8 protein-coding genes and 1 tRNA gene are annotated in these 12302 nt (G+C 61.4%); 3 read left to right on the plus strand and 6 right to left on the minus strand.

The features are described from left to right. Window positions 1-7: 7 nt before the first annotated feature. A complete protein-coding gene (locus tag ACESWY_RS01545; protein ID WP_373092515.1) occupies window positions 8-796 on the minus strand; it encodes a hypothetical protein in 789 nt (262 codons plus the stop codon). Beyond that, window positions 796-1668 (minus strand): methylenetetrahydrofolate reductase, encoded by an 873-nt coding sequence (locus ACESWY_RS01550; protein ID WP_373092517.1) that lies wholly within the window; start codon window positions 1666-1668, stop codon window positions 796-798. Before ACESWY_RS01550 ends, ACESWY_RS01545 begins: the two co-directional genes overlap by 1 nt. Before the next feature lie 425 nt (window positions 1669-2093). On the opposite strand from ACESWY_RS01550, the gene ACESWY_RS01555 reads away from it, so the two are divergent. After that, window positions 2094-4181: a glutamine synthetase III family protein gene (locus ACESWY_RS01555; protein WP_373092519.1), complete on the plus strand. Its 2088-nt coding sequence runs from the start codon at window positions 2094-2096 to the stop codon at window positions 4179-4181. Between the two features lie 634 nt (window positions 4182-4815). Here the strand turns inward: ACESWY_RS01555 and ACESWY_RS01560 are convergent. The 4 genes from ACESWY_RS01560 to ACESWY_RS01575 form a co-directional block, all read right to left on the minus strand. Further along, window positions 4816-4892, minus strand: a tRNA-Glu gene (locus tag ACESWY_RS01560). A gap of 100 nt (window positions 4893-4992) precedes the next feature. Next, a complete protein-coding gene (locus ACESWY_RS01565; protein WP_373092521.1) occupies window positions 4993-7170 on the minus strand; it encodes a MurT ligase domain-containing protein in 2178 nt (725 codons plus the stop codon). A gap of 45 nt (window positions 7171-7215) precedes the next feature. Further along, entirely contained in the window at window positions 7216-8259 is a 1044-nt protein-coding gene (locus ACESWY_RS01570) for a hypothetical protein (protein WP_373092523.1), read from the minus strand. Further along, complete coding sequence (locus ACESWY_RS01575) at window positions 8259-9335, minus strand: tetratricopeptide repeat protein (protein ID WP_373092525.1); 1077 nt, start codon at window positions 9333-9335, stop codon at window positions 8259-8261. The genes ACESWY_RS01570 and ACESWY_RS01575 overlap by 1 nt, the downstream gene beginning before the upstream one ends. Before the next feature lie 500 nt (window positions 9336-9835). Here ACESWY_RS01575 and ACESWY_RS01580 point away from each other — a divergent pair, with 500 nt between their 5' ends. Next, a complete protein-coding gene (locus tag ACESWY_RS01580) occupies window positions 9836-11059 on the plus strand; it encodes an iron-containing alcohol dehydrogenase (RefSeq protein WP_006234677.1) in 1224 nt (407 codons plus the stop codon). A gap of 78 nt (window positions 11060-11137) precedes the next feature. Next, entirely contained in the window at window positions 11138-12238 is a 1101-nt protein-coding gene (locus tag ACESWY_RS01585; protein WP_373092528.1) for a glycerol dehydrogenase, read from the plus strand. Window positions 12239-12302: the final 64 nt, after the last annotated feature.

Below are 12302 nucleotides of genomic sequence, written 5' to 3' on the forward strand. Positions count from 1 at the left end.
ATGGCTCCTAATGGCTGGAATAGCAGGTGGTGTGGGCGGCGCGGAAGCGGCAGTGCTCGCGCATGCGGCAGATATTGCAGGTAGGGCGGCTCTGGGCGTCGTGGACCTCGCCATCAAACAGGCCGATCACCGCGGTCACGCTCTTGGTGGGCATGAGCAGGCTGGTGGGGGTGACGGTAAGCCCGATGAGCCGCGTGGCGTTGAGCGCATTGACGATCGGGCGCTGGGCCGAGAGCGGGCAGTCGCCGTAGCCGGGACTAAAGCGCCAGTTGCCGACGAGTCCGTGTGCGGCGGCCGCAGCCTTGACCTGCTGGTCCATCTGCTCGACGGCGGCTTCTACGTAAGCGGAGCACGCGGCGTCGAGCACGGCGCCCTCCAGGGGATGTTGGGCTCCCGTGGTGCGCAGGCGACGCTCGGCGTCCATGCCGAGGGTACATGCCATGAGCGCGGCAAAGCGGGCATCTTTGAGATGTCGATAGATATCGCGACCTCGCAGCTCAACGTTGGTGCCGACCAAGCGAATGCAAGGCTCACTTTGTTCGTCCACGCCCGTGGCATCGACGGCAAACACGCGGCGCACGCCACGGGGCTCAATGTCCAGTTCCAGACGTTCAACGACAAGCTCAATACGTCGTGACAGCTCGGGCTCGATCTGCTGGCCGCCGTAACCCAGATACCGCAGCATCTCGGCACGGTCGACACGGGGATGGTGCGCAGCATCGACACGGTAAAGCGCCGGCGACGCAAGGTCGGCCGGCACTTCGACAGCGGTTGTATCGATGTGCGGTTTTTCCATTACCCCAGGCGCTCCATAATGGTCGCGGCGATCACAGGACGGTTCATAGTGTACAGGTGCAGGCCGTCGGCGCCGTGCTCCTTGAGGTCGCAAAGCTGACGGGCGGCATAATCTACACCGGCTGCCTGCAGGCTCTCGGGGTCGTTCTCGTACTTGGCGAGAATCTTGATGACGGGGGAGGGCAGCGACGCGCCGCACATAAAGACCATGCGGCTGATCTGCGACTTGCCCATAAACGGCATGATGCCCGCGGTAATGGGCACGGTGATGCCGGCCTTGTCGGCAAGCTCGCGAAAACGGTAGAAGCACTCGTTATCAAAGAAGAGCTGCGTTACAAAGAAGCTCGCGCCGGCGTCCTGTTTTTGCTTGAGGTGTTCGACCGAGAGGTTGAGATCCTCACAGGCAATGTGGCCCTCGGGGTAGGCTGCGGCGCCCACGCAAAAGCCGGCGTCGACGAGCTCGGGGATGAGGTCACGGGCGTAGGCGTAGTCGGAGGCAGGCTTGTCGTCCTCGGTCGCGCCAGCGGGAAGATCACCACGCAGGGCCAGGATGTTTTCAACCCCGGCGGCGCGATACTCGTCGATCTTGGCGGCGATATCGGCATGCGAGCGGCCCACGCAGGTAAGGTGTGCCACCGAGGGCGTGTCGAATTCGCTCGAAATCATATGCGCGATGGGGGCGGTGGTGGCACCGTTGCCCGAGCCGCCGGCCGAGCAGGTGACCGAGACAAAGCTCGGCGAAAGCTTGCACAGATTGCCTGCCACTTCGCGAGCCGTGTCGAGGGTCAGCTCGCCCTTGGGCGGGAACATCTCAAACGAAACGGGCGCGGTGCCCTGGGATGCTGCCTGCTTAAAAACCTCGTCGACGCGCATATCGTGCTCCTCTAGATACGTAATAGTGTGATGTGTTGTAAGGATTCTACAGCACCACTGTGTCACGGTGGAGTTTCACTCGTTATTCGGGGATACCAATCAAAGATGCCTTGCTATCGGCTTTCCCTATAGCAGAGCGGCTAATTTTGCCACGGGCTATAAAGACTGGTATTTCGCATCAAGTACCAGTCTTTATAGCCCGTGGCAAATGAGCTACCCGTAAACTGTGCGGGGAGGTCTGCAATTTATACAGTTGATTGGCTGTTGAGGGTGGCAACGCCGCCTCGATAGGGTAACCTCATTGATTGGTTTCGCGACAGCAACATAACGGTAATGTCGCGGAAACACGGCGAGTCTAAGCTATGACTCGTTCGTTAGTAATCAACACCGCTTCTCACGCGGTGCCGATACGAAGGGAGTTCCGTATGGCCGATCTTACTGACCGCTTCGGGACCATGGTGTTCTCTGAGGAAGTCATGAAGGACTACCTCCCCAAGGACATTTGGAAGCGTCTTGCTGCAACCCTCGAGGGCGGTGAGCCGCTCGACCTGGATGTGGCCAACGCCGTTGCCCATGCCATGAAGGTCTGGGCCATCTCCAAGGGCGCGACGCACTACGCGCACTGGTTCCAGCCGCTTTCGGGCATTACTTCCGAGAAGCACGACAGCTTCCTGGAGCCCAACCACGACGGCACCGCCATTACCAAGTTTACGGGCAAGAACCTCATCCAGGGCGAGCCCGATGCCTCGAGCTTCCCCAACGGCGGCCTGCGTGCTACCTTCGAGGCCCGTGGCTACACCGCTTGGGACCCCACTAGCCCCGCCTTTATCAAGGACGATGTCCTGTGCATCCCCACGGCTTTCTGCTCCTACACGGGCGAGGCCCTGGACAAGAAGACCCCGCTGCTGCGTTCCATGACCGCGCTCTCGCGTGAGTCTAAGCGCGTTTTGGCGCTGTTTGGCAAGACCCCCAAGAAGGTCGTTCCTTCCGTGGGCGACGAGCAGGAGTACTTCCTGATCAAGAAGGACGCTTACCGCAAGCGCAAGGACCTGGTCATCACCGGCCGCACCCTCTTTGGTGCTGCTCCATGCAAGGGCCAGGAGCTCGAGGAGCACTACTTTGGCGCTATCCGCCCCACCGTCTCGGCCTATATGAAGGACCTGGACGATGAACTGTGGGCGCTTGGCATTCCCGCCAAGACCAAGCACAACGAGGTCGCACCCTGCCAGCATGAGCTCGCCCCCGTCTACGGCGAGGTCAACGAGGCCATCGACCAGAACCTGGTCATGATGGAGAAGATGAAGCTCATCGCCTCCCGCCACGACTTGGTCTGCCTGCTGCACGAGAAGCCCTTTGAGGGCATCAATGGTTCGGGCAAGCACAACAACTGGTCGCTTGGCACCGAGTCCGAGAACCTGCTCGATCCGGGCGACACCCCGCTCGACAACCTGCAGTTCATCGTCTTCCTCACCGCGGTGATCGAGGCCGTCGATAACTATCAGGAGCTCCTGCGTGCCTCTGTTGCCTCGGCCGGCAACGACCATCGTCTGGGCGCCAACGAGGCTCCTCCGGCGATTATGTCCATCTTCCTGGGCGACCAGCTTACCGAGGTCGTCGAGAAGATCATCGATGGCAAGGCTTCCGTCCATGCCACGCGCGGCGTGCTCGACCTGGGCGCCGATACCCTGCCCAAGCTGATGCAGGACAACACCGACCGCAACCGCACCTCCCCGTTCGCCTTCACCGGCAACAAGTTCGAGTTCCGTGCCTGCGGCTCCGAGCAGAACGTCTCCGACTCCAACCTGGTGCTCGATGCCGCCGTGGCCAAGTCGCTCAAGTCCTTCGCCGACGCGCTTGAGGGTACGCCCGAGGATGAGTTCCAGGATGCCGCGCTCGAGTACTGCAAGAAGGTGTTGACCGATCACCAGCGCATCCTGTTCTCCGGCGACGGTTACTCCGACGAGTGGCCCATTGAGGCCGAGAAGCGCGGCCTTGCCAACAACAAGACCACGGCCGATGCCCTGCCCGCCTTTGTTTCCGATAAGGCTATCGCGCTCTTCGAGGAGACGGGTGTCCTGACCAAGGCCGAGGCTCAGTGCCGCTACGACTGCAAGCTCGAGAAGTACAACAAGCTCATGAACATCGAGGCTACCACGATGGTTCGCGAGGCGCGTCGTACCTATCGCCCGGTCATTACTGCCTATGCCACCAAGGTCGCTAAGGGCCTTGAGACTATTCGTGCCGCCGGCGCCGAGGCCGCCATGCAGTGTGAGCAGAACACGCTCAACAAGCTCTGCAACGGCATCACCACCATCAACGACTCCATCAAGGCGCTCGACGCCGTGCATCAGAAGGCCGAGGGCCTCGATGGCCAGGAGCAGGCCAACGTGTACGCGCACGAGGTCGTTCCCGCTATGGATACGCTGCGCGCCGCCGTGGATGCCATGGAGGAGATCGTGGCTGCCGACTACTGGCCGGTCCCGACTTACGACGACATCCTGTTCTACGTGTAGAGCGTAACTGACATATCGTCACGGTATTGAGCCGGGGTCCGCATCATGCGGGCCCCGGCTTTTTGTTTGCGAAGGACGCTTTGAAGCCCGTTTTGCCGCCGATGTGCCTAGGTATAAAGGGCTATGGGCAAAAAACGTCAAATATGAGTACTGTCACAAGTCCTGTAACATTATTTATTTGCAAAATATGTAGTGTTACGCAACATATGTCCAAGTACTTAGCCGATAAACGTCTGCAATTATTCCGCCGTAGGACGCCCGACGGCTAAATCGCCTTCTGAAGGCATGAAATCGCTGTAACTAAAATGGTAACAGTACTCATATTTGCCATTTTTTGACCACAGGCCTTGCGATGATGCCGGGATTCGCACCCTGTCGGGTTCGAATCCCGGCATATCGGTAGCAAAAAGCCCCACCGCGGGGGTAACGGGCTTCTAGTTTCAAATGGTGCCCCCAGCGGGATGTCCGCGTGCGGCTGGCGCCGCCCGCTTCCGCTGCGTCGCTCCGCTCCTTGCGTGCTGCGCTGGAAAACGCTTGCGCGTTTCCTCAGCTTCGCACCCTGTCGGGTTCGAATCCCGGCATATCGGTAGCAAAAAGCCCGCTACCGCGAGGGTAACGGGCTCTTCAATTCAAATGGTGCCCCCAGCGGGATTCGAACCCGCGATATCCACCTTGAAAGGGTGGCGTCCTTGGCCGCTAGACGATGGGGACAGCGGGAAAGAGTATAGCAGACTTTTTTAGCCGTTCACATATCGTTGGCAAACTGAAAAACCACCACAAAGGTGCCTGTCCCCTTTGTGGTGGTGAGGTGCTAGGGGAGGAGCTTCATGGCGGCGTCGTGGGCGGCGTGCTCGTAGGTGTCGTCGAGGGGCTTGAGCGGCAGCAGGGCGGCGGCCTGTGCATCGCCACGGCGCTCGAGGGCATGGGCGATCAACCAGTCGGCGAGCTCGGGGTTCTTGGGTAGCGCCGGGCCATGCAGGTACGTGCCGATGACGCCCTTGTAGATCAGGCCCTCAAAGCCATCGTCGCCGTTGTTGCCGGTGCCCGTGACGACGGACGTTCCGAGCGGCGTGGCATCGGCGTCCAAAAGCGTGCGGCCGCCATGGTTCTCGAATCCCACAAAGGGCTCAGGTGCCAGGTCGGTTTTGACGGCTACGTTGCCGATCAGGCGGTCGGAGCCGCGTACGGTTTCGGCGGCAATGACCCCCAGACCCTCAATGCGATCCTCGCCCATATAGTACGAACGGCCGAGCAGCTGATAGCTGCCACAGATGGCGAGCAGCGAGCCGCCATCCTCAACATAGGATGCGACCTTGTCTTTTTGGGCGAGCAGCTCGTGTGCCACGGCTAGCTGGTCGCGGTCGGAGCCACCACCCATCATGACGATGTCGGTGTCGGTGAGATCGAGCGACTCGCCCATGCGGACCTCGTCCACGCGAACGGGGATGCCGCGCCAGGCGCAGCGACGCTCGAGGGCGATAACGTTGCCGCCGTCGCCGTAGAGGTTGAGGGCATCGGGATACAGGTAGACGATGCGCAGCGGGCGCGAAAGCTCGACTGGCGCGATGCCGACAGGAAGAGCGCTGCCGTCGGCACGGGCTACGGCGCGCCCGGCAACAGCGTCGGCGGTGGCGCCTTTCAGCCCGTCGAGCTCCTTGACCAGCGGCGGGAAGGCCGTGTAGTTGGCGACGGCGTAGAAGGTGTCATCGGCGGCCTCGTCTGCCACGGCGCCAATTGCCTGCGCGACGTCCGAGATAATCGCGGCATCGATGCCGGCGTACTTGAGGCGTACCTGCATGTCGTGCGCACGCGTGCCTCCGGCAAAGGCGACAAGACCCGGTGTGTCGGCGATGCGCTCGAAGTCGACGTCGTAGATCCACGATACATCGTGGCCGTCGGCGTCGTTGTCGTTCAGGAAGAAGGCGCAGAGTCTGCCGCCCGCCGTCTTAATGGACTGGATCTGTCGATCGAAGCCTACGGGATTCTTGGCCAGGTTGGCCTCGACGGTGCGGCCGGCGATATCCCAGCGGCCCATGCGTCCGCCGGCGGGGACGTAGGCATCGAGCGTGGGCTGCAGGTGCGCCGTATCCACGCCTAACTCATGTGCGGCAAAGAATGCAGCGGCAACGTTGTAGACCATGTACAGGCCGTTGTAGCGCGTGGCGATGTGTACGGCAGCCGCGTCGGACGCAGATCCAAAGACCAGGTCAAAGCCGTAGCCGTCGCAGCCGAGCTCCACGCCCGTCACACGGCGGACCAGTGCGGGGCGTGCCCAACCGCACGAGGGGCAATGGTAGGCGCCGAGTTGACCATACTGCACATAGTCGTACTCCAACGGGGCGTTGCACTGCGAGCAAAAGCGCGAGTCGCTAATACGGTCGGACTCGGTGTTGGTGGCGCCGTCGATGCCAAAGGCGATGCTTGCATTGGGAACGCGTGCGGCGATCGCGGCACACAGCGGGTCGTCGGCGTTGTAGATGAGCGTTGTCGTTGGAGAGAGCTCCAACGCATGGGCGATGACCTCCTGGGTGTGATCGATCTCGCCATAGCGATCCAGCTGGTCGCGGAACAGGTTGAGCAGCACGAAGTACGTCGGCTTGAGCTTGGGCAGGACGCGTACGGTGTAAAGCTCATCGCACTCAAAAACGCCCACGCGCTTGCCGCCACCGGCTCGCTTGAGGCCGCTGCGCGCTTCGAGCAGTGCGCCCACCACGCCCGGCTCCATGTTGTTGCCGGCGCGGTTGCATACCACGGTGGCGCCGCTGGCGGCAACGGCGTCGGCGATGAGGTTGGAGGTGGTGGTCTTGCCGTTGGTGCCGGTGATCACCACGCTGCGGTCGACAAGGCCCGCGAGGTCGTTCAGCAACTCGGGGTCGATCTTCATGGCGATGCGGCCGGGGAGTACGCCGCCCTGGCGCTTAAGGACAGAGCGCAGTCCCCAGCGAGCGATATCGCTCGAGGTGCAGGCAAGAGATGAGCGGAGGTTCATGAAACCGTTCCTAACGTAAACGACATGGTCGGGTCGAGTGCGTCACTAAAAACCGTAGCGGCGCGCAAATTCCTGGGCAAGCTGCGACGCGTCTTCGCAGGCATTGGCCCAGGGGGCAAAGTCTGGAGTGTCCGAGATAATGCCGTCCGCTTCCCAAACGGCCTGGTGCGAAAGATCCCAGGGATCACGTGGCTCGGGCCGGCAGGGAAGGTACGGTGTCTGGTACATGGGATTCAGCAAGAAGAACGCGCCGCCCTCGCAGCGGTTAGCGAACTCACGCAGCGCACGCACCGCCGGACGCATCTTGTTCGTTTTGAACAAGAGGATGGTGCGGGCGAGCAGATACCAAGGAGAGTTCTCGAGCGCGTCAGCCCCGATCTCTTCCTCGAGCTGGTGGGCCAGGGCAAAAAAGCCGTCCTGGTCTTCCAGACGAGCGAGGGCGAGCAACACGGTGCCTGCGGCTCGGGTGGGGTAGCCTTCCGCCTTAAGGACGCGGCGGGCGTAGTTGGCGGCAGCACGGTAGCGGGCGCTCGCCATGCACAGCTGCGAGATGGCCTCGAGCGTGTGGAGCCACCCGATAAGAGCCGGCTCGCTCACGGTGAGCTCTGCCGCCGTCACGCCGTCCGTCAAAACTTTGTTGGCCCAGTAGTGCGGGGCTTCCATGTCGAACCCGGGCACGCTTTGCTGCAGGTAATCGGCCGTGGTCGCCTCGAGCTTCATTAGGTCGCCCAGGCAGGCGTCAACGGGCGTGTCGGCCAGGATGATGGCGAGCAGCTGCGCGTCGACGGCCAGTGCATCGACGCGGACAATCTTGAGCAGCTCATCGCGCATATCGTCGAACAGGCGGTTGCGCGTCTGCTCAAACTCCTCATCGCTGCCCATGTCCTCGATGCGATGGAGCTCGTCGAGCAGGTGACGATGAACGCCGGCATAGGACAGCAGCGCCTGGGCATGCTCGGACTGCGCATACTTTTGGGGATTCGCGCTAATGTCGTTATGGACAAGCTCGCGTGCTGCATCGGTGAGCTCGGGGTGCGACGCCAGATAGGTGCGCTCCAGGTAGGCGGGGATGTAGACGCTCGGATCCATTAGAGGTCTCCTCCCTTAAACGGCAAACCCTGCTCGGCCGCCCGCAGTATGCGCTCATCGATTTGGGAACGCACGATATCGTTGGTGGCGACCCAGGCGGCAAAACTGGCGTTGTCGGGGGCGCCCAGGCCCTCCTGCAGTACCGGCGTCGCCTCGGACAGCGCAAGGACAAGCTCGTCGGTGGAGCCCGCACCCACGTTGACGCGGGCATAGACGCCATCGGGAAACTCGGTTTGGAAGTAGAGCGCCTCGGCTGCGTGCGGGCACGAACGCACAAGGATACGCAGGTAGTGTTCGGCACCCTCGTAGTCCAGCTCGCGCCAGGCAGCGCTCATCAGCGCGATGAGCGTCCACGGGTCCAAGTCACGCTCCGCATCTTTGGGGCGGCGGCGCAGCGGGGTATTCGCGAGGTACGGCACGGAGTGAGCGGAGCGAAAGCGCTTGAGCTCCTCGGCGGGGTATTCGAGCTTTGCCATGGCGAGCATCGCGGTGTGGCGGACGCCGGCGGGATCGTTGGGGGCAAAGTCCAAGCTGCGATTCGCGGCTTCGAGCGACATGCGGTAGCGTCCGCTAATGAGCGCGCGCGATGCCAAGGCGGCAAGCCAGCGCAGATAGGGACGGCGCGTAAGGTCGCCTGCGGCCTCGCGCTCGTAGGGGTCCTGGGCCGAGGCGATTTTGAGCGCTAGGTCGTGCTCGACCTCGTCGCACTTGGACACCAGATACTGCACGTATTCCTCGTTGGATTCGGCGGTGAGTGCCGTCAGCATGCGCTGGGCATCCCAGTTGGCCGGATCGAGTGCGGCCGCCTCGCGGAGCATGTTCTCGGCAGCTGCCTCTTCCTGCTCTGCCTGGGCATCGTCAGGGATAAAGGGAATGCGGTAGTCGACGGCCTCGACTACCTTGGCAATCAGATGCCCGGCGCGGTCGCGGTCGTGCACGATGAGCGGTGCGGGGTTGCGGGTGAATTGCTCCATCAGACGCTCTACGGCGGCACCGTCGGTGAGCGGGATATTGTCGCGGCGCAAGGCCTCAAGAACGAGGCGATGGCAATCCTCTTGAATGGGATCGAATGCCATGGGGCCTCCTTTGCTGCGGTTAGGGTTCAGATGTTTCTATATAAAGTTCTAGTTTACCCGCATGTGGCACACCGGGGGTGCCGCACTTGGACTTGCACCTTTGCACCACGAAGTCGGATGTCGCACAAATGTCGGCACCATGGACGGCCGAGTGGTATCACGGTGCCGCAAACGGTCGATTTTTGGCGGCGAACGGTGCATATTTTGGAGGGGCACAGTCCTGCCCGGGATATGTAGTCAACCTTGATAAAACGTTTGCCCAGCTTGGGAGTATGAATGCCGCACAAGGGTCTTCAGGGATAGAAAAAACGTTTCATCATTGGCGGCTTTAGGTGAATAACTGACCAACCAGAACGGTAAAATAGTGTTTGTCTGAGCGTTGAGACGTTTAGACATCGCGCATTGTCATCGCCGGCAACGCGCAAACCGGTCCTAACGGAGCCAATTGGGTGCTCCGTTATATACGCAAGTCTAAGAGGGGCTTGTTTAGGAGGCACAGTATGGGACGTTTTACCAATCCTCGCGATCTGTACTTTGGTGAGGGCGCTCGCCATGAGGTGAAGAACCTCAAGGGCAAGAAGGCCATCATCGTTTCTGGCGGCAGCTCTATGCGCCGCGGCGGGTTCCTGCAGGACGTCGAGAACGACCTTAAGGAAGGCGGCTTCGAGGTCAAGCTGTTCGAGGGCGTCGAGTCCGACCCGTCCATCGAGACGGTCATGAAGGGCGCCGAGGCCATGCGCGAGTTCGAGCCCGACTGGATTATCGCCATCGGTGGCGGCTCGCCCATCGATGCCGCTAAGGCCATGTGGGTCTTCTACGAGTATCCCGAGGAGTCCTTCGACAACATCATCCAGCCGTTCAGCTTCCCTGAGCTGCGTCAGAAGGCTCATTTCTGCGCCATCTCCTCTACCTCCGGCACCGCTACCGAGGTCACCGCGTTCTCCGTCATTACCGACTACGCCAAGGGCATCAAGTACCCGCTGGCCGACTTCAACATCACCCCTGATGTCGCCATCGTCGACCCCGAGCTCACCTACACCATGCCCGCCAAGCTGTGCGCTCACACCGGCATGGATGCTCTGACCCACTGCATGGAGGCCTACGTTTCCACCTGCGCCTCTATGTTCACCGACGCCAACGCTCTGCACGGCATCCGCGAGATCGTCGAGTGGCTGCCCAAGTCCTATGCTGGCGACCATGAGGCCCGTCAGCACATGCACGAGGCTCAGTGCATCGCCGGTATCGCCTTCTCCTCGGGCCTGCTCGGCATCGTTCACTCCATGGCTCACAAGACCGGTGCTGCCTTCGAGAACGGCCACATCATCCACGGTGCCGCTAACGCCATGTACCTGGGCAAGGTCATCCAGTGGAACTCCAAGGATCCCCGTGCTGCCGAGCGTTACGCTTACGTGGCCAAGGAGATCCTGCACCTTCCCGGCGAGACCAACGAGGAGCTCATCGCTGCGCTCGTCCAGAAGATCCGCGACCTCAACGACCAGCTCAACATTCCGCAGTCCATCAAGGATTACGCGAATGGTGGCGTGAAGGTCGACGCCGAGAACCCGCAGATGGTTTCCGAGGAGGAGTTCCTCGCCAAGCTGCCCGAGATCGCCGCGAACGCCGAGCAGGACGCCTGCACGCCCGAGAACCCGCGTGAGACCAAGGCTGCCGACTTCGAGAAGATCCTCAAGGCCTGCTACTACGACACCGACATCGATTTCTAATCGACTCTTGTTATCGTAACGAGGGGCTCCGCACGTATCCGTACGGAGCCCCTTTCTTTTTTAGAGAATGGGATAGTTATGGCTGCAATTTTCAATAGCCCCAGCAAGTACATCCAGGGTCCGGACGAGCTCGCCAAGCTCGGCTCCTATGTCGAGCCGCTCGGCGCTAAGGCCCTCGTCATCGTGACGCCTTCGGGCAAGAAGCGCGTCGGTGCCAAGATCGAGGGCGGCTTTGCCGAGACCAAGGCCGAGCTGCTGTTTGAGGACTTTAACGGCGAGTGCTCCAAGGGCGAGGTCGATCGCCTGGTTGCGCTCGCTCGCGACAACGGTTGCGACATCATCGTCGGCGTCGGTGGCGGCAAGATCCTCGACACCGCGAAGGCCGTCGCCTATTACCTGGAGTCCCCGGTTATCATTTGCCCCACCATTGCCTCGACCGATGCACCGTGCTCGGCACTTTCGGTGCTTTACACCGATGACGGCCAGTTCGACAAGTACCTCTTCCTTAAGGCAAACCCCAACATTGTCCTGATGGATACGACGGTTATCGCGGCGAGCCCGGTGCGCCTGACGGTTTCCGGTATGGGCGATGCGCTCGCAACCTATTTCGAGGCTCAGGCGACGCACGATGCCGACGGCGGCACCTGCGCCGGCGGCAAGGGCGGAATGGCCGGCCTGGCGCTCGCCAAGCTCTGCTATGAGACGCTCATGGCCGATGGCGTCAAGGCCAAGGTTGCGCTGGAGAAGGGTGCGCTCACGCCTGCCGTCGAGCACATCATCGAGGCCAATACGCTGCTTTCGGGCATTGGCTTTGAGAGCTCGGGCCTTGCCGCTGCTCATGCCATCCACAATGGCCTGACGATGCTGCCCGAGTGCCACGGCATGTATCACGGCGAGAAGGTCGCCTTTGGCACTATCGTCCAGCTGGTACTCGAGGATGCCCCGACCGAGAAGCTCGAGGAAGTCTTGGGCTTCTGCATTGAGCTTGGCCTGCCGGTCACGATGAAGGAACTTGGCGTTGCCGAGCTTACGCGCGAGCAGGCCATGATTGTTGCCGAGGCCGCCTGCGCACCCGATGACACCATGTGCAACATGCCCTTTGAGGTGACGCCCGAGATGGTCGCAAACGCCATCCTGGGTGCCGACGCGCTGGGCCACTACTATCTCATGGATGAGTAAATCAAGCTAAGGAAGGGGCAAAGCCAACAGATGGCTTTGCCCCTTTTTGCTATGGTGCAAACTA

The sequence above is a fragment of the Collinsella aerofaciens ATCC 25986 genome (genome assembly GCF_964237925.1).
GTDB classification, from domain to species: Bacteria; Actinomycetota; Coriobacteriia; order Coriobacteriales; family Coriobacteriaceae; genus Collinsella; species Collinsella aerofaciens_BJ.

Coding starts and splice junctions, on each gene's coding strand:
- ACESWY_RS01545 (WP_373092515.1), bottom strand. CDS start 796: ATGGAAAAACCGCACATCGATACAACCGCTGTCGAAGTGCCGGCCGAC.
- ACESWY_RS01575 (WP_373092525.1), bottom strand. CDS start 9,335: ATGGCATTCGATCCCATTCAAGAGGATTGCCATCGCCTCGTTCTTGAG.
- ACESWY_RS01555 (WP_373092519.1), top strand. CDS start 2,094: ATGGCCGATCTTACTGACCGCTTCGGGACCATGGTGTTCTCTGAGGAA.
- ACESWY_RS01565 (WP_373092521.1), bottom strand. CDS start 7,170: ATGAACCTCCGCTCATCTCTTGCCTGCACCTCGAGCGATATCGCTCGC.
- ACESWY_RS01550 (WP_373092517.1), bottom strand. CDS start 1,668: ATGCGCGTCGACGAGGTTTTTAAGCAGGCAGCATCCCAGGGCACCGCG.
- ACESWY_RS01580 (WP_006234677.1), top strand. CDS start 9,836: ATGGGACGTTTTACCAATCCTCGCGATCTGTACTTTGGTGAGGGCGCT.
- ACESWY_RS01570 (WP_373092523.1), bottom strand. CDS start 8,259: ATGGATCCGAGCGTCTACATCCCCGCCTACCTGGAGCGCACCTATCTG.
- ACESWY_RS01585 (WP_373092528.1), top strand. CDS start 11,138: ATGGCTGCAATTTTCAATAGCCCCAGCAAGTACATCCAGGGTCCGGAC.